Origin of the sequence: Mesorhizobium sp. C372A, assembly GCF_030323245.1 — a bacterium.
Lineage (GTDB): Bacteria > Pseudomonadota > Alphaproteobacteria > Rhizobiales > Rhizobiaceae > Mesorhizobium.
The window spans coordinates 1,452,422-1,474,666 of the sequence record NZ_CP100475.1 but is presented as its reverse complement, the minus strand read 5'-3'; the positions used below and the strand labels follow the sequence as shown (position 1 = coordinate 1,474,666).

At 57.0% G+C, this 22,245-nt stretch carries 17 protein-coding genes; 11 read left to right on the top strand and 6 right to left on the bottom strand.

Features of this window, described 5'->3' with window-relative positions:
• Window positions 1–149 precede the first annotated feature (149 nt).
• Both NLY42_RS06770 and NLY42_RS06765 read left to right on the top strand, forming a co-directional pair.
• A complete protein-coding gene (locus NLY42_RS06770; RefSeq protein WP_023755379.1) occupies window positions 150–5,429 on the top strand; it encodes a sacsin N-terminal ATP-binding-like domain-containing protein in 5,280 nt (1,759 codons plus the stop codon).
• A gap of 22 nt (window positions 5,430–5,451) precedes the next feature.
• Window positions 5,452–6,021 (top strand): hypothetical protein, encoded by a 570-nt coding sequence (locus tag NLY42_RS06765; RefSeq protein WP_156933823.1) that lies wholly within the window; start codon window positions 5,452–5,454, stop codon window positions 6,019–6,021.
• Here the strand turns inward: NLY42_RS06765 and NLY42_RS06760 are convergent.
• A complete protein-coding gene (locus tag NLY42_RS06760; RefSeq protein WP_031244743.1) occupies window positions 5,999–6,559 on the bottom strand; it encodes a hypothetical protein in 561 nt (186 codons plus the stop codon). The two genes, NLY42_RS06765 and NLY42_RS06760, sit on opposite strands and share 23 nt — an antisense overlap.
• A 695-nt stretch (window positions 6,560–7,254) precedes the next feature.
• Here NLY42_RS06760 and NLY42_RS06755 point away from each other — a divergent pair.
• From NLY42_RS06755 to NLY42_RS06725, 7 genes are all read left to right on the top strand, one after another.
• The gene (locus NLY42_RS06755) at window positions 7,255–7,830 is read left to right on the top strand and encodes a tyrosine-type recombinase/integrase (RefSeq protein ID WP_023755382.1); all 576 of its coding nucleotides are present in this window, start codon (window positions 7,255–7,257) and stop codon (window positions 7,828–7,830) included.
• Between the two features lie 81 nt (window positions 7,831–7,911).
• On the top strand, window positions 7,912–8,157 hold the full coding sequence (locus NLY42_RS06750) for a hypothetical protein (RefSeq protein WP_050591132.1): 246 nt from the start codon (window positions 7,912–7,914) through the stop codon (window positions 8,155–8,157).
• Window positions 8,060–8,302, top strand: a complete 243-nt coding sequence (locus NLY42_RS06745; RefSeq protein ID WP_245271311.1) for a DUF3768 domain-containing protein — start codon at window positions 8,060–8,062, stop codon at window positions 8,300–8,302. Before NLY42_RS06750 ends, NLY42_RS06745 begins: the two co-directional genes overlap by 98 nt.
• Before the next feature lie 497 nt (window positions 8,303–8,799).
• A complete protein-coding gene (locus NLY42_RS06740) occupies window positions 8,800–9,417 on the top strand; it encodes a hypothetical protein (protein ID WP_031244741.1) in 618 nt (205 codons plus the stop codon).
• A 244-nt stretch (window positions 9,418–9,661) separates the two neighbouring features.
• Entirely contained in the window at window positions 9,662–10,048 is a 387-nt protein-coding gene (locus NLY42_RS06735) for a DUF3768 domain-containing protein (protein WP_245263574.1), read from the top strand.
• Window positions 10,049–10,055: 7 nt separating this feature from the next.
• Window positions 10,056–11,078: a hypothetical protein gene (locus NLY42_RS06730; protein ID WP_050591133.1), complete on the top strand. Its 1,023-nt coding sequence runs from the start codon at window positions 10,056–10,058 to the stop codon at window positions 11,076–11,078.
• Window positions 11,078–11,677, top strand: a complete 600-nt coding sequence (locus NLY42_RS06725; RefSeq protein ID WP_031244738.1) for a hypothetical protein — start codon at window positions 11,078–11,080, stop codon at window positions 11,675–11,677. Before NLY42_RS06730 ends, NLY42_RS06725 begins: the two co-directional genes overlap by 1 nt.
• Before the next feature lie 4 nt (window positions 11,678–11,681).
• Here the strand turns inward: NLY42_RS06725 and NLY42_RS06720 are convergent, their stop codons facing one another.
• The gene (locus tag NLY42_RS06720; protein ID WP_023734908.1) at window positions 11,682–11,903 is read right to left on the bottom strand and encodes a helix-turn-helix domain-containing protein; all 222 of its coding nucleotides are present in this window, start codon (window positions 11,901–11,903) and stop codon (window positions 11,682–11,684) included.
• A 153-nt stretch (window positions 11,904–12,056) separates the two neighbouring features.
• Here NLY42_RS06720 and tolA point away from each other — a divergent pair, with 153 nt between their 5' ends.
• Window positions 12,057–13,562, top strand: coding sequence for a cell envelope integrity protein TolA (gene tolA / locus NLY42_RS06715; RefSeq protein WP_023755387.1), 1,506 nt, complete (start codon window positions 12,057–12,059; stop codon window positions 13,560–13,562).
• A 521-nt stretch (window positions 13,563–14,083) separates the two neighbouring features.
• The gene (locus tag NLY42_RS06710; RefSeq protein WP_023755388.1) at window positions 14,084–15,142 is read left to right on the top strand and encodes an alpha-hydroxy acid oxidase; all 1,059 of its coding nucleotides are present in this window, start codon (window positions 14,084–14,086) and stop codon (window positions 15,140–15,142) included.
• 104 nt (window positions 15,143–15,246) lie between these two features.
• On the opposite strand, the gene NLY42_RS06705 is transcribed toward NLY42_RS06710, so the two are convergent.
• The 4 genes from NLY42_RS06705 to NLY42_RS06690 form a co-directional block, all read right to left on the bottom strand.
• Complete coding sequence (locus tag NLY42_RS06705) at window positions 15,247–16,152, bottom strand: hydroxyacid dehydrogenase (protein ID WP_245263575.1); 906 nt, start codon at window positions 16,150–16,152, stop codon at window positions 15,247–15,249.
• 245 nt (window positions 16,153–16,397) lie between these two features.
• A complete protein-coding gene (locus tag NLY42_RS06700; RefSeq protein WP_084779828.1) occupies window positions 16,398–17,990 on the bottom strand; it encodes a response regulator in 1,593 nt (530 codons plus the stop codon).
• Window positions 17,959–18,354 carry an Hpt domain-containing protein gene (locus tag NLY42_RS06695; RefSeq protein ID WP_023755391.1) on the bottom strand — a complete coding sequence of 132 codons (396 nt, stop codon included), beginning with the start codon at window positions 18,352–18,354 and terminating at the stop codon, window positions 17,959–17,961. Before NLY42_RS06695 ends, NLY42_RS06700 begins: the two co-directional genes overlap by 32 nt.
• A 16-nt stretch (window positions 18,355–18,370) precedes the next feature.
• Entirely contained in the window at window positions 18,371–22,213 is a 3,843-nt protein-coding gene (locus NLY42_RS06690; protein ID WP_198022212.1) for a GAF domain-containing protein, read from the bottom strand.
• Window positions 22,214–22,245: the final 32 nt, after the last annotated feature.

Sequence of the window (22,245 nt, the reverse complement as noted above, 5' to 3'; positions counted from 1 at the left end):
GAGGTGAAATCGCAGTCGCATTAGCCGGCGAACGGCCTAATTGAAAACCACGGGTGGACGCCTGGAAAAACATCATACAGAAAGAATGCAGAATATGTATGCTGCTGCGCGGAGTTGGGCTCGGTTCGACTACTTGAGATCTGCTTTCAGTGACGATCGACGCGGCTAACAATAAATGGGGAATCATGGACCAGCCGCTCAAAACGAGGGACGTCGAGCCTGCGGAAGCGATCCGAACAGCAACGCTCGAACGAATCCGGCATTTTCTGCAATCTCCAAAGGACGTCCACGTTTATTCTGATCTCAGACGCCTTTGCACGACGGTATCGGTGTCCTACAGGAACCGATCAGTTCTGGAATTGCTTCAGAACGCCCACGATGCTCATGCAGTCGACGAGGTCGCCGGTCGGATTCGCTTTCGGCTAGCTGAAGAGGGCGCGCACGGCACTCTGTATGCGGCCAACGACGGCTTTGGCTTCACGGACGACAACTTCACTGCACTCTGTAGCCCGACGCGCACGACGAAGGCGGTGAATGAGGCCATCGGAAACAAGGGCGTCGGCTTCCTGAGCGTATTCCAGATCTGCTCGCATCCGGAGGTTTATTCCCGATCTCTGCCAACGCAATCCCCTACGTTCGACGGCTTCTGCTTCGCTTTCGCTGATGACATCAACTTGCGGGCGTTTCTCGAGCGAGAGGGTTTGGCAGACCGCACGCAGGTCGTTGCAGACAGCATGCCGCAACTCTATCTAGCAACTCCTCTGGAAGAGCCGCCGGAGGCAGTGCGCTTGTTTGGCGATGAGGGCTATGCCACCGTCCTCAGACTGCCATTGAAGAACGCTGACGCCCGCGCCGCAGTTGAGAATCAGTTGAACGACCTCGCCGCCGGGAATCCCGACGTTCAGCTGTTCCTCGACCGCATCTCGGCGTTGAAGATCGAGGTCGGCGGAAAAATCCACGACCTTGGCCGGGATGTGAAGGACTTGTTCCACAAGGACGGAACAACGTTGCAGCAGGTCACCTGCGGCGACAAATCGTACATTGTCGCGCGACGCAGGTTAAAAGAGGCCGATGTTCGCGAGATCATCGACGCAGACGTCGCCACTGAGTCCCTGCCAGAAAGCTGGACGGACTGGCGTGGCGACGCGGTGGTGTCGTTGGCGGTGGCGGCATCGGGGGAGCCTATCAAAGGAAGGCTCTACACTTTTCTGCCAATGGGCAAGGATGTCGAAGCTCCCTTGTCCGGCCACCTGGATGCTCCGTTCTTCGCCACCATCGAGCGCAAGAACGTCGAGGAAGGTGGGACGCTCAATCCTTATCTTCTGTCCCAATGTCGCTCATTGGCGCTGGACGCCGCGAATTTCGCTAAAGAGGCTCTGGCGGACGAGCAGGCGCGCCACGTCGTCGCTGATTTGTTGCTGTGGACTGGACCTCAGGCCAGCGTGATTCGACAGACATTGCTGGACGGTGGAGAAGAGCTCATCCCTTCCGAGACCCACCGGGACGGTCCGGGATGGTCCAACTTGCAATCCGTTCGTGCATGGGACAGCGGTGGTTTCTTCAACGCGAAGCGCGTGGCAGGGGTCGCAACTTTCCCCTTGATAGATACTAAATTGGGCGCGGGTCGAATCCTCGCACTCAAGAAGTTCGTTGGCGTGACATCGCCCCTCTCCGTCACGGCAGAACAAAAAGCCGATGTCGTTGTCGCCGTGGCGCATGACCTGCATAGCAGAAACAGTCCTATCTCCATGTGGGACCGCTTCTACGCAGCTCTTCCAGAACTGCTCCCAGGGGCCGGTGCTCGGCTTCAAGGGCGTTCCATTCTCCTGACCGACAGAGGCGAATTGGCTGCCGCGGAGGGGACCGCATCCAGCGAGACCCAAAAGGTTCGCCGTCGGCTATCGACGGTCTTTCTGCCCGCGTTGCGCGCGAACGCCGAGCCTCTCGTTCTCCCGGTGGCCGTCCAGCGACGAATGACCTACCTCCACAGCAATCTCGCATGCGTCGTTGACGGCGCCGATCCGGGTCGAAAATTCCTTACAGGAGCCAACCTCGTACGGGACTACGACCGCAGAGAAATACTTCGGGTTATGTCCGGTGTTATTGCTGACCCAGGTCAAGCGAAGGATCCGGAACAAGCCCGCTGGGAAGCCCTCAATGCCATTTTGACAATCTGCACCATGGATGGGCACGGGCTAGCAGACGCGACTGAGATCAATTTGCGCTTGCCTACACGAGCAGGGTGGCATCGAGCGTCGGAAACCTTCTTTGGACATTGGCCCGGGACCCGCTCCGACGAATTGGATGAACTATTCGAGAAGGCCGCGCCCATTTCAGATGAGCTCCGCGAGTTGAGCGCATTTCGGCTAGTGCCTTATAGCGATTGGCAAGTTCCCGCCGGCAAACGCGACGCGTGGATCAAGTTCTTAAGGCATGCCGGCGTGAGGGATCACTTGCGTCCAGTTCTGGCCATCGGAGGTCAACCAGTTCGGACGACAGGGCATTATCTGGCGTCGGCGCTGAGCTCGCGAAACATCGCTGTTTCCCGTGACCAGAAGAACGCCTGGGGCGGACAGCTCAGCCGACAGGAGGTCTTGGTAAACCCCAATACCGAATTTACGGCGCGAGACGCCCTGCGTCTTCCGGGCCAAGCCGATTACGCGGAGATAAGTAAAGTGGCGGGCGACGCCTACGCGGTCCAGATCGTTCGTATGCTCGAGGAGTTTCCGCATCTCGTCTCCATGACCGTGTATAGGCCAGGCCATCCAGGCGCTCCCAACAGCCGATCATGGCCCTCGCCTGCTGCTGCATTCCTCACGTCCGAGCATTGGGTGCCGATAATCGGTGGCGGTATGCAGAGACTAAGCGAAGCATGGCTCCCTTCCCCGAATGAGACGCCCCCGACCCAAGCTCCATTGGTCACACATCGCGTTAAAACCATCATCGAACGATCGGACATAGCTCGCGAGGTGCTCGTTGAACTAGGCCTCTCGATCCTCGGCCAAGCCGGTTCAGCATGGCCGCTGCTCGTGCAGGCCGGCGAATGGCTCACGTCTTCCGCTCTGCCGGGCGACAGGTTGTGGTCGCTCACACAGGATGCCTGGGCGAAGGCCGATCTGGGACGGGACCTGCCGGCCGGCCTCCGTCTGCTGGCGAGGGTGGACGGCGAAGTGATTGCATTCGACCCCCGCACTGAGATACGTCCCATCTACGTCGCCGACGCGGACGACCGCACTATGGTCACCGCGCTGTCCAGAGCCGCTCGTGGCGTGGTCATTTTCGAGCCCCCATTGGCCAAGGCCAAGGAAGTAGCGAGCTACTTGAGCTCACGGCTGCCGGACCGGCTTCAACTCATGTCCGAGATGGAGATGGTCTACAGGACGCCGGAGGAAGCGTTCAAGTTCGACGCCTCGGACCCGTTAATAGAGAACGAAATCTCAGGCGATTTGCGCAGCTTCGTTCTGCTCACGGTCCGCTACAAGTGTAGATTCGTATCGGCCGGCGGTGACGCGATCGTGGGCAAGCTGGCCGCCCTGAGAATCCGCTGGGTCGATGAACTGAGATTGCAGCTGGGCAACCATCTGCTCGATATCACGTCATTTCAGCATTCGGCAGTTCTTGTGAGTTCACCGGGTGGCGGCGACACCTTGCTCGCGCCGCGATCAGCCAAGGGGACGGATAAAGAGCTCATGGTGCTGGCTTCCGGGCTAGGCGAGGCAGTGGCCTCGAGGTCATTGGCAAGCGACGCTTTCTTCGCGACTGCCTCTCGAATGGCGCAGACTGGTTTGGGCCTGAGCAGTCACGGGCTTGCCGACGCGTTGGGCCTTTCACTGGAAGACGTCGTTTCGTCGATGCAGGATTCGCGTTCGATCATGGGCATCTTGGTGCGAGTCGCTCGCCCATTCATGGCCCTTTGGGGAGACGCCCCAGTTCTGGATGCTCTGGCCGACCATCAGTGGAGTACGGAAGTCGATATGGCATCGGCCCTGGACGGGCTGGCGGGCAGCCATGTCCCTGGCGCGCGTTTGATCGAGGCCTTCCGCAGCGGTTCGGTGGAGTCCGCTGCGCTCGATCTGGACGTCGATCTTGCTGCGTTGAACAGGGTGCTACGTGAGCTAGGGCCTCCATATCAGATTATCGATCGAACGACCCATCATCAAGAAGGGTTCACGAGCCACTACGTGCGTCAGCAGGCAAGGGTTCGCGAAAGCCTGCGGAACGCACACATAACGCGTTTCCAGGCTGGGAATCTGGCTGACTACCTCTTGGTCAGGAACATGCCGCCGCCTGCCATCCCTGCCGATGTGGGGCTCAATCTTCTGCGCAGCACTCATGCGGAGTGGACGTCCTGGTTGACGGAATGGCTTGGCAAAGCCGGGATCGATACACTGGTCGAGTTGCCGGAACACAGCGCTTCGCTTGAGGTCGTGCGGGAGAAGAACCAGAAGGCAATGAAGGCTCTGGCGCCTATGGCGCGCCTCGTTGTCGTCAAGCGGCTGGGTGCGGATGCCTTGGGAGCGAACTTTTGGCGCGATCCCGATGGGCTAGAAGGGCGAATTATGGCCGCTGCGAGCGGAGGAGGCTGGATCGACTTCGACCCGCTGGGCGAGGCAGCTCTTCTGGAGTGGCTGGCCAAAGACGGTCTATGGCCTGTCAGTTGGCCGAGGTCGCTGACATTGGCGGAACATGGTTTGACGCAAGACGATATCGAGGCCTTGAAGACGGCGGAGCGCAATTCGCGCGAACTTCGTCTGAACCCGCCACGCACACTCGGCTATTCAGGTGGAGATTTCATAGTTGGCCAGACCACCCTGGCCTCGATCACGGACAGCATCTCGCAACTTGCAGAGAGCAACAAGGCACTGCTTAACTCAAGTTCGAGTACGAGCCGAGGCGTATTTCCGACTTATGCAAGTGGAAGCGGGGGAGGCGGAGGAGGTGGCGGTGGCGGGTATGGAAATTCAACGACCCGAATGACAGAGGAGGAAAAGAAAGTGATCGGTTACTTCGGGGAAGCCATCGCATTTGCTTGGTTGAAGGCGAAGTTCGGTCGCAAGCGAATCGTTGATCATGCGTGCTGGAAGTCGGAGTATCGGTTCCATGCCTGCGGAGAGCACGGAGACGATTATCTTGGGTACGACTTCGAGATTCAGAGTGGTCGGGCAACCTGGTATTTCGAGGTGAAAGCCACCTCTACGGCAGATTCTGGGTATCTGGACATGATCGAACTCGGATCGACAGAGATCGCAAAGGCTGAGGTTTGTCGCGCCGAAAACCGGTCTCACTACCGAATCCTGCGTGTAACGAACGCGCTGAGGCCGGAGTTGGCCAAGCTTACAATGCTGCCGAATCCTAGAAGCGAAGATGGACTCAAGTTCTACGCAGAACAGAAGAGCACAGGAATTCGCCTTCAGTTCGAATCTTCGTGAGCCGCGTTGGGTGGACCTAAACGTGGAAACAGGCGAGGTGCATATCTTGGCGCAAAATCCGGCACAACCGAGCGATGCTGACTGGCGAGGGGTCGTGAGGGACCTGAAGGTAGCGGTTAAGCTGTGTCAGTCTCACGGTGGCAACAGAGCCAAATATTGCCAGATGTCGAAGATCTATCGGGTCGCTTGGGGCGCCTATGGATCGAACTCGGCCGACAGCTTGGCCCGGTACTGCGCAGAAAAACTTGGCCGCCGGCAGCGGACTGATACGTCGCTTTTCCACTACCTGCTCGCCATAACTGATAAACGCCCCGTCCAAACCATCAGCGCTTGGGCAAAAGCAATGGTGCTGGCATACAGCCGTAAGGTACATCCTCGGGAGATTTTCAGTTGGTTAGAAAGAAAGGGGTTGAGAAAGCGCGCCGATCCTTCCCCAACGAAACCAGTGAAAAAACCGAGCGTCAAATTGCAAAAGTCGAGTGGCCGCTCAAGCGAGCCACCGGATAAGACGATCGCGATGAAAAAAGCCTCACCTCGATCGCCAAAGACGATCTTTTTGAAATCCCGCACTAGCGGTCGTCCGGAAAAATGAGGAGCTGATCGCGGTCCGCTCTTCCCGTCTTCAGAGCCTTGCAGATGTAGTCGACCGCGTCACGTGGCGTTTTGTCGATTAGCTTGGCATCGATGATGCTCAACGGGCGGTCGGGCCAGATGTAACGATGACGTTCATCCCAGAACTCATACGTAGGGCTTCTCTTAAGCCGATTGTCATCATGCAGAAGATAGATACCCTGAACATGCTGCCCATCGTTGATCGACGACGCCTTAAGCGATTGTTTTTCGTATTTGAAGATCGGGAAGTCAGGAAGAATGAACCACCTCGGCATTTTTGCGCGGCTTTCATCTGACCGGAAATGACGACCAACCCGCTTCGCGTGGATTGAGTAAGCGCGTCTGGTTTCATCCATCATCACGGAAAACCGGTGGGCTTCACTTCCACTGATGTGTCGGAACATCAGTGTCAGAAGGAAAGGAACCCATCCTTCGTCGATGTGCATGGCGATCATATCGCCGAAAGCATCAATTTCATCCTGCGTATTTCGTGGGAGAATCTGGAAACGGTTGGTCATGGTCGTGATCCTCATTGACAAAAGCCTACCAATTCACGCGCGTTGAAATGCGCGTGACCTGAAGTCCTATGGAGCGAAGCGTTTCCGGGTGAAGACAACCAGCCCGGCGACTTTCATCGCAAATCGAATTAGTGTTTTACGGAAGCGAAATTTCGCAGCTGTGCCAGAAAAATGGGGATGTTTAAGATCCCCATTTTTCAAATCTAAAGGCTAAAGGCTTGGTCAGGATTTTTGACGTCAAATTCATGAAAATGGGGATCTTTTAAAGATCCTCATTTTTGAGTGCGGAGAAATTCCAACATCCCCATTTTTACGTTCGGAGTTTCCGAAGCCGACGCACTTATGTCCTTACGCGGCCACGCAACCATTTCGAGACGAGATGATTTCTGTGACGACAGTTATCTTCAGAGGCGGTTGAAGTTGAAACGCCAGAGGCCCGAGCGCCCAACAGCATGCCGTTCGCACCATAAGGTGGCCGCCGTATTCTCCGCCAGAATCGATCTGACTCCGAATGGCAAAGGGCCGCCGACACCGGCCTACTGCAGAAAGGCGTGACGTAAGCGAATGCAATCAGAGAGTGCATAAAAGCAACCCTAGCTTGCATTTGTTTAAGGGCTGTGTTATGATTTTCGTGTGGTAACTACGCGCTGCGGCGTGACGGTTCGACACAAATCACCACAAACATAGGAAATAATATGAGAGGCCAACCAGCGAAATTGCTGCGGCCTTCGGAGTTGCGCGCGCTATTGGCGTGGAGCAAACGAAGTCGGCTGCCGCAGAGAAACCGAGTAATCGTTTTATTGAGTTTTAGAGCAGGCTTGCGAGCCTGCGAGATAGCGTCACTCGATTGGTCGATGGTACTCACTGCAACTGACAGGGTTGCACCGTCGATTGAACTCCCAGCTTGGGCAGCGAAGAAGGGCAGCGGACGGCGTATCCCTATGCACCCGGAACTTGCGCAAGCACTCAAGCAGCTTGTTCGCACGGCCGACGTCCGTGGCTCGGTTGTTGTCTCCGAGCGGCGTTGCCGAATGAGCGCCAAGACAATCGTCAATTGGTTCGCTCGCGTGTACAGCGACCTTGGTCTCGAAGGCTGCTCATCGCATTCGGGCCGGCGTACCTTCATCACATCTGCCGCCCGGCTCATCCACAAAGCCGGCGGCTCAATTCGTGACGTCCAGCAACTCGCTGGTCATAAGTCTCTGAACACGACGCAGTCATACATCGATGGCGACGCGACCGCTCAACGCAAGTTGATGCTGCTCCTCTAGCAAACCGCACACGCAACTTGCTCACCCCGCCGGATCCTCGCCAGCGGGCGATTTTGCACGTCCAAACCCTGGAGAACGGAAATGACAGAGTCTGAAACACCACACCTCGACCAAGCCGATATCGACGACATCAACAACATGTTCGAAGCGAATGCGTCGATGATCCGCAAGCTGAATGACGACCTCCGCATCCACAGGATCGGCGGTACGATCGTCATCACGCCGGGAATTGCTGGCCTTGGTCCCGCAGCCGTCAACCAGATCATGGCGGCGATACACCAACTTCGATGGCTTCACCCAGGACAACGACCCGTACGCGGAGCATGACTGCGCGGTCATGACCGTGGATGGCGTAAAGATTATCTGGAAGATCGATTACTACGACCTCACTCGAACCTATCACTCGCCAAACGCCGCAGACCTCAACGTCACATCGCGCGTGATGACCGTCATGCTCGCTGACGAGCATTGAGTTAGGCAGGATGGTTCACACAATTGGAGAGGCCGTCGGGATCGCCAGCGCCCTGCTAGCCTTGATTGCTGGTACAGAGACCGAGGGGTCGACTCGGTAGCGCTGATGACATCCCCCGAGATATCCGGTGCGATTGAGGCCGAGGATACGCGCGCATTGTTCCGCGTCCTGATGGATGGTTTTTCCTATCAGGGGATTAGCGACGCCGGCGGCTTCCCGTTGATCAGAATAAGCCGTTGGCCTCATGCTACTAACGCACAATGATGTGGTCGGGTTCGGCGGTAGCCTATGGCTATGGGCCGGGGGGTGCCATTGAAGCCGAAACTTGGGCGTCACGGCCACAGCAGTTTTCCTACCCTTTGCCGAGCCAGCTAGAAATATCACGTCCGATTTTGCGTAAGAAGGTAGATCAAGTTTCATCAAAAAACGCAATCACAAAACCACGCGTTTAAACCTATCTATAATGCAAGAATAGAATCGTCATACTAACCCGTTTCATGGTTCTTTACTTTATCTATTTGACTTTTGAAGCTTGTTCATGCTATGTTCTATTTGTGAATGCGATTGTGCACATAATGGAGGTTGAGGAAATGGAGAAGTGCGTTGTTGTTCTTGATGGTGGTGCTGAAGGCAAACCTCGGGCCTGCACATTCGCAGTCGATACCATAGACGCCGGCGTCACTGCGGCTCATGCGCAGGGGCTGGCCGTTGTGATGCCGACGGCCGACGAGTTGCTGTTGCTCGCGAACGAAATACCGGCCGGTCGCGTATCATCGGCGGGCAAGGTCGTCTGTGCGTTCGTGAAGCACGAAGTATACCAGAAATTCGCGGCACTGATCGGCACGGAACACGAGTTGCGTCCAGCCGATGCTAACAGCGTCGCCGACCATGCTCCTGCAACTGCGCCGGCGACGCAACCGGATCTGTGGTCAACAATCAGCGTCGGCTCGACGGTGCTGGCTACCGTGGGTCGGGATGACGGCTGGTGGGAGGCAGTTGTCCTTGCGGCAGACCCTGCTAGCGAGCGCTTGACACTATCGTGGCGCGATTGGCCAAAGATGCCATCGTTCAACGTTTCGCGGCGCAGCGTGGCGGTTACTTCACCCAAAGCCTAATCATGCGCCAAGCTTCTGCGGGGAAGCTCGTCGAAGGCGCACAAGGCCGGCGGCTCGTTGCGCGACGTCCAACAGCTCGCCGGCCATAAGTCGCTCAACACGACCCAAGGCTACATCGACGGCGACGCTACCGCCCAACGCAAGCTGATGCGTCTCCTCTAGCCACCTCAACCTTCAGTTGGTTTTGCCTCGGCCAGCGAACGCTGCCGGGTCGCCTGCGCTCGTGCTGAAAAAGGAAAAACTCATGACCAAGAACGACAACGGAATGTCACCGGCTGATATCGAAATGATCCGCGGAATGCTCGATGAAAACCTAGTCAAAATCCGTCAACTCAACGACGACCTTAGGATCCGACGCCTTGGCGGAACAATTGTCATTACCGCTGGTATCGCCGGCCTTGGCGCATCGGCCGTAACGAAGACCATCGCCGCAATCGCCGCCTTCGATGCTTTCACGCCTGAGAACGATCCCAACGGCGAGCATGACTGTGCCGTCATGACCGTCGATGGCGTCAAAATCATTTGGAAAATCGACTATTACGACCTGAAACGGCAGTTTCTTTCACCCGATGCCTCCGACCGAAACGTCACCTCTCGCGTCATGACCGTCATGCGCGCCGATGAATATTGAGAGGCACATGACGATGGTGAAAACAATTGATGACGCCCGAGCGATGATGGCAGCGCTGGTCACTCTGCCAGCCCAGTCAAAACATCATGGCATTGATCCATTGGCGCTCGACCAATCCTCAGATGCGTCAGAGGCGATTGCCAGTTCCGATACCTCATGGCTGTACCGATCACTGATTGACGGTTTTAGCTACCAGGGGATCCGAGACTCACACGCCCGCGCTTATATCGAAAAGCACGGCAACGCCGAATGGTACGGCGTCACCGATGCGCTCAGCAGGGAGGGGCGTTCCAGCGAGCAGGAACTCTGCCCGAAGCTGGCTGACTTTGATAGCTATCGCGGTTGCCGTTATCGCAAGGCAATTCAGACCTGCGCTAATCCCGACAGCCTGGCCACGTGCCCTGTGCCGAAGCTTGCATTGAGGAAGGGTGTTCTTAACGAGCAAGCTTTCTCGCTCTACCTGTTCATCCGCGACGAATGCCGCAGCGATCTGGTCGCCTTCATCGACCGCTTGCTCGATGTGACCAACACCAGCGAAGACCCGGTCTCTGCCGGGCGAGAGGAGCTTCTAGCGGCTTTCACGCAAGTCGTTGGTGTCTCACGCAAGCTTGCCGGCATGATGCTCTCACAAATCCTCCTCAACGCTGGACCCGATCGCCAACGATGGCACGCCGTCGGCGCATCAGTTGTCGTAGTCGACTCGCTGGTGCATAACTTTCTGCACCGGACTGGCATTTTGTCAGCCTATGAAGGCGATCACCTCTATGGGCAACGCTGCTACAGCGCTGTCGGCTGTGAGTTTATCTTGCGCGACCTCGCAGCAAAAATAGCTGACGAGCCGACCCTCTCCATCTCGCCACGAGCGCTGCAGCATGCGGTCTGGCGTTTCTGCGCCGCGGACGAACTATCCGTCTGCAATGGGAACAACATTGGTGACACTCTCCCCTGCGAAATCCATTGGTGCCCGCTCCGACACCACTGTAGTCGACTTCCCCTCCGACCCGCGAAGCCTGGGAGGGAGGAGGCCTGATGTCACATCACGCACCGCTGCCCTTTCGCCAGGGCGAGCTCGATGGCCTCTGTGGGGTTTACGCTGTCGTAAACGCGGTTCGACTGGCGCTTGGCGTTCAAGCGAATCTTCTGCGCCAACGCGACTGGCAAGATCTTTTTGTCGCACTGCTGGAATCGGTTGATCGGTCTGTAGGGGCGGCTCACGCCGCGTCGAACGGTATCGATACACAGCCTCTAAGATATTTGCTGAAGGCCGCAATTCTGCATCTGGCGACCGAACACGGTCTGACCATCCGAGCCAAATCTATGCTCGGCCGAGACGAACGGCCCTGTTTTGACGAGCTATTGCGTCGTATCGGCGATTGGGTTGGACAACCAGGTCAGGCCGTATTGTTGTCAGTCTTCGGCTCGCTCAACCATTGGACGGTCGTCCGCCGTATCAGCCACCGCTCTCTCGTCCTCTTCGATAGCAGCGGCTATGCACGGATCTCGCTCGATGCATGCCGCATGGCCCACGAGCGGCCAAGGCCCAAAGGACGACAGCACATCATCCCGCACGACGCCATTTTTTGCGTGGGCCGCCATGAATTAAGACGACGCGCAGCACTCAGTGGCTAGGACATCATTTCTTTGTCTTCGGTCGTTTCAAAAGGTCCGAAGCGTCCACGTTTAACGCATTGGCCAGTCGATCAACCACGTCGATTGAAGCGCTGTAGACGTTCCGCTCCAACGAGCTCACATAGGTTCTGTCGAGTTCCGCCCTATGAGCAAGCTCCTCCTGCGAAAGCCCTAGCTCGCCTCTCAGTGCCTTCAAGTTGAAGGCCAGCACCTCTCGTATTGTCATGAACGAGAGAGCAGCGCCTTGTCGAGTATTTCACCACGGAGTATACTCGACATTCCCGCTCTACGGCACCGGCCGTCCGCCGGCAATTCCAAGTCTCGGCGCGCTCCATCACGGCACAGCTGCGCAACATCCTTGATTTCACGGAGAACTAACATGTCGCTTTGGTTCTACGAGCGGGACGGAAAATCCATCGGGCCGGTAGACGAGTCCGAGTTGGCACGCATCATTGCTGCTGGCGAAGTGGATCCGGAAACTCGCGTCTGGACGGCGGAGTTTGGTACGGAATGGAAAGTCGCCAATCAAACGCGCCTTTTCAGCGATGGTCTGTCGGCGCCACCTCTGCCGCAGCTTGTAGAACCTCCGCAGCTAGCTCCGACGATCAGGAGCCCGACCGCAAAGTTTGTGCATCCGGAGCCTTCGGAGATTTACGCATATCTGCTTGCTGGCTCGCCTCTGCTCATCACGGTGCTCGAACTCGCGGCTTGGTTCGCGACCGGCAATCTCGCTGGTGGGGCCTTGGCAGCCGTCTATATCGGAGCGACTCTGGCCACTCTCGTCCTTGCCCTTCGCGACCGTGGTGAACTGGTCAAGACCGGGTTGGCTAAGTCTGACACAATGATGGTTGGCTTCGTACTCCTGACGCCTCTCATCTACTTCCTCAGGCGCGCAGCGGTGATAAACAGGTCGGCGCAAAAATACATCTGGATCTGGCTTATCTCGCTGGGCGTCTCCTTCATGGCTTCGCCAGAAACCATCGCTCCTAAGCTTGCCTTTCTAACAAGTGCGCAGACTCCGTCTCCGTCTCCGTCTCCGTCTCCGTCTGCGTCTGCGGCAAGGGTTGGTCACCAGCCATCCAAACCCAAAGCCGAGATCGACAGACAGGTCTTGGACGACCTCGGTTCCAGCATCGTTAGTTGCTGGACTCTTCCTGCGGATGCGAAAAGACCGGCATCCGTCAGCATGCGCTTGCTGCCGACCGGAGAGCTTGATGGAAGGCCAACTGAAATTACCGCGGGATTGGCGTCAACCAGGGCGGACGAGGCTTTGCCCGCCTCAGCCGTACGTGCGGTATTAAAATGCGCGCCGTATGCCGATTTCGTCGCAAAGTCGCCAGAGCTTGCGGGCAATGATTTGATTGTCACGCTAGATCCGGTGAGCATTTCATCTCGTGTGCAATTGGCAGAGGCCGAACAGAGCAACGCTACAGGCACCATGGCACAAGCCGACACAAACTTGTCGAACCCGGCTAAAAGTCAGGTTGATCAAAAGTTGCCACCGTATAACGATATGCGAGAACTCTTTTTTGAACACGCATTGCTTCTAACCAATCCGTTGACTGCTAGGGAAGCCGAAGAAAAGCTGAGACAGCGCGGGGTGTCTCAAATGACGGCCTTCGTCGCTGACTATACCGAGGAGACATCATCCTGGCTCGTCCAACTTGCTGCCGAAGTTGGAACTGCTTTGACGCCCGGAAAGGGGTTTTTCTGTCGAGTGTCGGTGGATGACGAAGAGAGTATGGCGCGTCTGCGGCTGGTCTCGGCTATTCGACCGGGAATCGTTATCTCGGGTGAGGTCGGAGAATATAACGTGGATATCCCGAATGGCGTGATGTCTATTGTGCTCGACCCCTGCCGGATTGTCGATATTCCTCCCCAGTGAATGAGGTTCTCGCCGAGCCTGACAGGCGCTGCCAATCGGCGTGGCGCTCCCTAGCCGCTCTATGTCAGTTCGGATCGAAAGTGCCAGTTGCATGGTAGTTGGCGTGCCGAACGTCTTGTTTGGGGCCGTGAGGGGACTGTCCGGTTTCGGGAGACATTGGCGCTGAAGCAGAAGGTCCCGAGTCACCTGCTAGAGCCCACATCTGCGTCGTAATCCGAACTGTCTGTAAAGCAGCGCCCAACCAGCGGGAATGAGCGGGAAGCACCGCTAAGTCGCGGTTGGCCGCGAAAATGACGAAACAGTCCTGATTTCACGCCGCCCTGGCGGGCACCTTTCGCGATTCCGATGTCTTATGGAGAGGAGAAACAGGGGCAAACAAATACGCACGATGTCCCGGAACCTGCGTTGATTGGAACTCGCTGCCTTGCGCGCTGTGGCGCCGCCTTGCGGCCAGCGGCAATTTGCACGAATGTTCCCGATCGAATAGCCGACTTTTTCTGAAATACTGATCGGAATGGTCCATGCCCCTTGAAATCGAAACCCGGTTTCTCTGCCTGGCGGACTTTGAACCGGCGGCGCGGGAGCTATTGCCCCACGCGGTTTACGAGTTCATTGCCGCTGGTGCAGGCGATGAAATCACCAAGCGTGACAATGAAGCCGCATTCGACCGTATCAGGCTAAGGCCGCGCGTGCTGCGCGATCTGACAACACTTGAGACCGGGATCACGGTTTTCGGGCAGAGCCTGCCGCATCCGATCATTCTGGCCCCGATAGCCTATCAGCGGCTGGCGCATCCGGAAGGCGAAGTGGCTGCCGCGCGCGGCGCCGGTGTGGCGAAAGCGGTGTTCACTCTGGGTACTACGGCGACTGCGACGATCGAGGATTGCGCGGCGGCGAGCCAGTCTCCAGTCTGGTTCCTGCTCTATTGGCAAAGCGATCGCGATTTCAATGGCGAACTCGTATCGCGCATGGCGGCCCTGGGCGCAAAGGCGATCAGCGTGACGGTCGACATGCCAACGCCAGGCGATCGCCGCAGGCAGTTCCGGGCAGGATTCAAAATTCCCGACAGCCTCGCAACGCCATACTTCAAGGACCGGAACACCGGCGTGCTCAAAGTTGGCACGGCGCAGCGGCGGGCCATGCCAACCTGGGCGGATATTGCCTGGCTGCGTTCGCTGACAACCCTGCCGCTTATCCTGAAGGGCATTCTCGATCCTGACGACGCCGAGCAGGCGATCGGAACCGGTGCCGATGCCATAGTCGTCTCGAACCACGGTTCGCGTAACCTCGACACCCTGCCGGCGACCATCGACGCCCTGCCCGCCATCGCGAAGCGGGTGGCCGGGCGGATTCCCATCATCCTCGACGGCGGCGTGAGGCGTGGCACCGACGTTTTGAAGGCGATTGCCCTGGGGGCAAGCGCAGTCATGATTGGCCGCCCCTATGTCTACGCACTGGCAACGGATGGTGCCGAGGGCGTAGCCCATTGCGTCAACCTGCTTCGCCGGGACTTCGAGATGGCAATGGCGCTAACCGGCCGGGCGAGCATTAGCGAAATCGACCGGTCGCTAATCTGGTGAAGCCCGGACCTTCTCCTCGGCAAAGTTCAGGATCCACATTGATTGCCTTGCGGGCCCCACAATCGAGGCAGAAGGGCTTGGGACACTCACGAAGTCTCCTGGAATCACACGCCGCCAAGCAAGACCGCACTTCTGTGCTGCCTGGCCTGCGGATTGACGACATCGGCGTGTCCTTCGCCGCTCATCATAGCCCACAGGTTCTTGGCCGCATGCCAGCCGATGGCCTGAGTTCCTTCAGTCGTCCAGGCCGCGACATGCGGGGTGCACAAGACGTTGGGTAGCGAAAACAGCGGATCGTCGGTCTTCGGCGGCTCCTGATCGAACACGTCGAGCGCCGCACCCGCGATTTGGCCATTGGCCAGCGCTGCGCGCAGGGCTGTGTAGTCGATTAGCGATCCGCGCCCAGTATTGACGACAATGACTGACGGTTTCATCTTCGCGAACGCGGCAGCGTTCAGGATGTGATGGTTATCCGCGCTCGGCGTTGCGTGCAGCGTCAGGAAGTCGGATTGCTCTACGAGGGTGGAGAAATCAACGAGTTCGATGCCTGGAGGCGCTTCCTTCAGGAAGGGATCGTAGGCAAGGATGCGGGTCTCCCAACCCGACAGCCGTTGCGCCACGCCGCGGCCGATGCGACCGAGGCCGAGGATGCCGACGGTGGCGCCGCGCAGCGTCGCGCCATGCGTCAGGCCGCGCCACCCGCCACGCCGCATGAACTCCGGCGTCCACGTGCCAAGTTGTTTAGCAACCGCCAGCATCAGGGCGACCGCGTGCTCGCTGACCGTGAAGATCTGAAAATCGTTCGGCGTACTCGAAACCAGAATGCCGTGCTCGGTGGCGGCGTCGATGTCGATGCTGTCGACGCCAATGCCATATTTTGAGATGTAGCGCAGATCCGGAAGCGCCTGCATGATGCGCCTGGTGATGCGGGTGCCGCTTGCCCCCATCAAGGCGACACAACCATGTGCCCTGGCAATCAACTCATCCTCGGTGAAGCGCTTGAACGGCATTTCCCAGAGCGCATTGCCGAAAATGACGTTGACCCCAAGCTCGCGCAGCCAGTTCAGCGAGGCGTCAGTCGGGTCGTAGCGTTCAAATGCGAGAACGCTGGGCAAGCCTTGAGCGCTCATGATGTTGGCGATCTCCTTAAATATACCTTCGAATTGTCGTGGAACGACTTTGCCTTAAATCCGCTTCGGGAGAGTTGCCCTTGTCACCTTGATGTCGGACGCATCAGTGGTTGGTAGCCGATCTCTCATTCCGTGGGTGACGGCAGCAGATCAAGACGCGGCACAAATTCCTCCAGCGAGTCGTCCAGGGGCGGGGGTTCTTCCTCAGCCTCCTGCTTTGGCTCGACCATCAGGAGACCGACGATGACCAGGGCCAGCGAGGCCCAGGTCACAACGGGTATCGCCTCTCCAAGTAACAGCATACTCCAGCCTATGCCGGCTGCTGTTCCCGCATAGGCGTTCTGGCTTGCGAAGACAGCACCGGTGCTGGAGATCAACTGAATGAAAAGCAGCATCGCCAAATTGCCGGCGGCAGCCATCAGTAAGACGATGACGCCAAGGCGACCAGTCAACAGATCAAGTGGCACGAAGTCCTGATAAAAAGCGGCAAGTGGGATCAGCATCAGAACCGAGACGACGAGCGACAAGCCGAACAAGGCGACGTTATCGATGTTGGCGGGCTTGGACTCTGAGAGATAGACATCCTCGACCGCGTAAGTGACGGGAATTACAAGAGCAATGACAAGCCACACCCAACTGGTGGCCATTTCTCCGGGCTCTCCGTAGAGGAGGATAATGAAGATGCCGACGAGACCCAATCCAAGACCTAAAAAGCGCTTCAAATTCGGAGCTTCGGTCCGCATCAAAGCGGCGAACAAGAAGACGGCAAATCCCTCAAGCACGATGACAATGGAGACGATTGAAGCTGGAAGCTTGCTTGCCACCCAATAAACCAGGACCTGGTTGATCACCGAGCTAATGAACGCAAAACGTAGGATGAACTTCCGATCCGCCCATGTAAGATCCTTGAGGCTCGGCATTGTCCGTCGCTTCAAACTGATCCCGATGCAGAACACAGCTCCTATAATGTCAATGAGGATTGCCAAGCCTATCGGATGAGCCTCAACGAGCGAAGCCATCTTGGAAAGTGGCACGACGACGCCCCATAGCCCACCACATGCAAGCAGCAATAGAGCCCCACGAAACGTGCGAATATTCTGCCGCATCTTTCGCTCTCGCTCGTAGACCTTCTGGGCCATTGCCGCGAACACGGTGGCAAGCTTGCCGAGACCATCTGTACGGCTTGCCACATCGCGGATGCCAAGTTTCGAAGGATTGAACCGCCCGGTTTCCAATGTGGCGGCCGCCCTGGTCAGCTTGGTGACCTGCCGCAGATATTCCGTCTCAACGTCGCGGAGTCTTTTTTTCTCGATGCAGGTGTCCACACGAGCCTTCAGTAGAGCGGGCTCAAAGTCCTTTGGCAGAAAGTCTTCTGCGCCAAGCTCGATAGCGCTTATCACGCTGCCCATTTCTTCATCGAGCGCCGAAATGACGATCACTGGCAGATCGCGAGTGGCTCGGGAGGACTTGAGCGCCTTGAGCACCTCGAACCCATCCATTTCGGGCATGACTATATCAAGGAGTACTAGGTCAAATGAATTCTGGGTAACCTGTTCGAGTGCCAGCTTGCCGCTTGCGACAGCTGTCGCTTGATGGCCAAGCGTTTGGATGGCTTTGCTGAGTTTCAGGCGCACAGTGCCTGAGTCATCTACTATGAGCACGCGCGCACCCTCAGATGCGCGAGCATCAGGTGGTTGTGTCTCCGATTCTATGCTCATTTGGTTGTCCCCCTCGTTTCAAATCGGCAAGGCGCGAGCTTAGATCTCCGCTGACCCTGTCACACGCGTCCGCGATGAGTTCCACTTCCGTCGCGGCCCCGCCGGGCATACTGGCGCGGCAGGATTGTTCCATTGCCGCGCAAAGCGCGGAAAGTTGGTTGGCGCCGAAGTCCCGCGCGCTTGATTTCAGCGTATGGGCAGCGCGGCCAAGGCCTGAACGGTCGCCGGACTCCGCAGCCCGGCGCATTTGCTCGACCAGCAACGTGGATTCCTCCAGAAAACTCTCAATGAGTTCTGCAAGAGAGTCTTGATCCCCACCTATGAGATCAAGGAGCTTGTCTAGAGCGTCCTGCGCAACATCCATGACCAGACCTTTGTTGTCAGTTATGTTGGTGGGCGCGTTTAAGAGAGGCGACCAACTCCTCCACGCGCAACGGCTTGCTTAGGTAATCATCCATCCCAGCTTCCAGGTAGCGCTCGCGGTCGCCGGCCATTGCATTGGCGGTAAGTGCCACGATGAAAGGCTGCAGCGAGTCCCCGGCGCCTGATGCGCGGATCAACCTTGTGGCTTCGAGCCCGTCCATGTCCGGCATCTCGATATCCATCAGGATGACATCGTGTTGTCCCTCGGCAAATGACGAAATCGCCGTCTCTCCATCCACCGCCAAGTCTACCTTGTAGCCAAGCCGTTCAAGCACCTTGGACCCAATCTTCCGATTGGTGATGTTGTCATCAACCAGCAGGATCCGAAGCGGCAATTTTGCCGCCATTTCGCTGTCGAGGGATGGTCCCTTGGGTTGATCAGGCTTGGCTGTACGCGTTGGAGCCACGGCAAAGACTGACATGAAAGCATTGAGGAGCGGCGAGGGCTTGATCGGCTTAGGAAGCATCGCCGCAAATTTGATGCTCTCGATAGCCGCCTTGCTTTTCTCATCAAGAGGGACGAGGGAGCTCAGCAATATCAGTGGAAGGTCACCCCGTTGACCAAGACTACGCAATCGTTTGGCCAGTTCTATGCCGTCCATCTCTGGCATGCTCATGTCAAGCACGACGGCGTCAAAATTTTCGCCACTCGAAATCCGGCGCAATGCGTCAAGGGGTGATTCGGTTGTGTGTGGAACCATAGCCCAGGATTGGGCCTGCAGAGACAGAATGCGCCTGTTGGTTGCGTTGTCGTCAACGATGAGCAACCGCTTGCCTGCGAGTTCAACTTTGGCCACAGACATTTGCGCCTGCCTGGGGGCGGGCGCTACGGCAGCACGGATCGTGAAGAAGAATGTCGTCCCTGACCCTTCAACACTTTCCACCCATACTTCGCCCCCCATCAGTTCTGCCAGTCGCTTGCTGATCGCCAACCCTAGCCCGGTTCCGCCGTAGCGCCGCGTTGTTGAGGCATCGACCTGGCTGAAAGACTTGAACAAGCGATCCAGTCGGCTCTCGGGAATTCCGATACCGGTATCGCGTACTGCGAACTGCAGGGTGGAGAAGCCCTCTTCGCTTCCGCCATGGGGTGTCCCCGCGCCCTCAACTGCGGGCGGAACTTTCATCACCGACAGGACAATTTCACCCCGCTCGGTAAATTTCACAGCGTTGTTGAGGAAATTAAGCAAAATTTGTCGCAGTCTGGTGCTGTCTGCCACAATCCCGCCAGGAGTACCGGGCTCCACCAGGTATGCCAGGTCGAGTCCCTTCTCCGCGGTCTTGGAGGCCACCAGATCAATTGCGCTCTCAAGGCATTCCCGGAGTTCGAAGGGACTTGGATCAAGCTCCAGCTTGCCAGCCTCAACCTTGGAGAAATCGAGTATGTCGTTGATAATCGTTAGCAGGGCCTCGCCGCTGTTGCTGATAGTCTCGCTAATCTCGCGTTGTTCAGCGTCAAGCTTTGTACCAAGCAATAAGTTGCTCATTCCGATCACGCCATTCATTGGCGTACGAATTTCGTGGCTCATCGTCGCCAGAAAAGAACTCTTCGCCTCATTTGCCGCCTCGGCCGCCTCCTTTGCCTGCTGAAGCGCCAAGGAAAGCTGTTTGAGCTCGGTAAATAGCTGCGCGTTATGGAGGGCCGCACCGGCATTGGCGGCAATGGTGGAAAGCAAACGAAGCGAGTCATCGGTAAATATGCCCTCCCGCGTAGTGCTCTGAACACTGATAACTCCAAGCGTTCCTTGCGCAGTCTTGATCGGAACGCCGAGATAGGACAACGCATCCTTGCCGACGGGGGTAGCCCCGATCTGAGCTCCACGTTCCGCCACATCCTGATTGATCAGCAGCGGCTCGCCAGTCTCTATGATCTTGCTTGTCAGCCCCTCGCCAAGAGTTAGTGTGTTGAAGGCCTCGCCAAACTGATAGGGGAAATGGATTAGCTTGGTTTCCGGATCGAGCAGTGCGACGTAGACAATATCGGCATCAAAGATCTCCTGCATCTGGTTACCGATCAACTGGATCGTGCTGTCAAGTTCCGATTCCGCTATGAGCGCCTGACTAACCGTTCCAATGGCGGCAAGTTCGGCAGCGCGGGCTTCAGTCACCTTGAGCAGACGCTGGGTTTCATTGAATAGGCGGGCGTTGGCGATGGCGACCCCCATGCTGGAGGCCACCGTCTGCAGCAGGCGCACGTGGTTTTCGTCGAAGGCATGCTTCTGATAGCTCTGCACACTGAGAACACCCAGTGTTCCCTCACCAGACTTGATCGGCACGCCTATGTAGGAGGCAGTCCTATCCTCTTCGTGTGGAAAGTAGGCGCCAAGCTCTTTTCCTTCCTCAAGAGTGCCGAAAACACAGGGCTCACCTGTTATGATGATTTTCGAAGCTACTCCCATGCCCATTGGGAATGGATCGATAGCTCTATAGGTCCTAAAGTAAGCATAAGGGACATGGATCAAGCCGGTTTCGCTGTCGTGTAACAAAATTTCACTGACTTCGGTGCCGAAAGCCTCCCGCACCTTGTCGCCTACCAAGCGAATAACAGTGTCCAGGTTAAGCGACTTCGTCATCGCTTCGCCAACGCTGTTGAGGATCGCCAGTTCTTTTGCGCGGTCCTCTGTCACTTTCAGCAGGCGCTGCGTCTCATCGAACAGATGTGCATTGGAGATAGCGACGCCCATGCTGGATGACAGCCCCTGCAACAGACGCACATGATCTTCATTGAAGACATTCTTCTCGTAGCTCTGAACGCTGACGACACCCAAAATCCTGTCACCAGCGATGATCGGCACGCCTAAGTAGGATTCGGTCCTGTCATCTTCTGTAGGTATAAGTGCGCCCAGAGCAACATGTTGCTCAGTCGTGCCCAAAACCAATGGCTTGCCTGACAGTATGACCTTGGACGTCAACCCTTCGCCCATAGCAAATGGCTCGGGGTCCTGATAGTCCCTGTAAAACGCATAGGGTACGGTGATCAGATCAGACTTCTCATCACGCAGCAGGATTTCGGTGACGTCTGTTCCAAATATCTCGCGCACCTTGTCACCGACGATGCGCGTCACGGTCTTGACATTCAACGTCTTGGCCATTGCTTCGCCGACACTGTTGAGGATCGCGAGTTCTTTTGCGCGGTCCTCGGATACTTTCAACAGCCGCTGGGTTTCGTCGAAAAGGCGGGCATTCGAGATGGCAACTCCCATGCTCGACGAGAGAGCTTGCAAGAGACGCACGTGATCTTCGCTAAAGGCGTTCTTTTGGTAACTCTGCACGCTGACAACGCCTAGAGTTCTGCCTCCAGCGATGATCGGCACGCCTATGTACGATTCTGATCGCTCCGCTTCGGTAAGTGCGATCACATCAAACTTGAGGGACTGCTCAAACGTATCAATAACCAGCGGTGTTCCAGAGAGAATGACCTTTGAGGTAAGTCCTGCGCCCAAAGTGAACGGCTCCACGTCCTGGTACTCACGATAGAATGAATACGGGACGGTGATGAGATCAGAGGCCTCATCGTGCAGCAGTATTTCCGTGATGTCCTCCCCGAATATCTCCCGAACCTTGTCACCGACGATGCGTGTGACAGTCTTGACGTTCAACGTCTTAGCCATTGCTTCGCCGACGCTGTTGAGGATCGCGAGTTCCTTTGCACGGTCCTCGGTGAGGTCGAGCAGACGCTTGTTGTCGGCAGAAAGTTGACTGAGTTGGGTTGCCGCAGATGCTTTGGCGACTTCCAGCTCGGCAATGTACCGGTTCGCTGATTCGAGTCGACCAGCAAGGTCGATTTCGACTGAGCTCTGCATGTCGGCTTTCTCCCCCCCAAAAATTCCGCCAA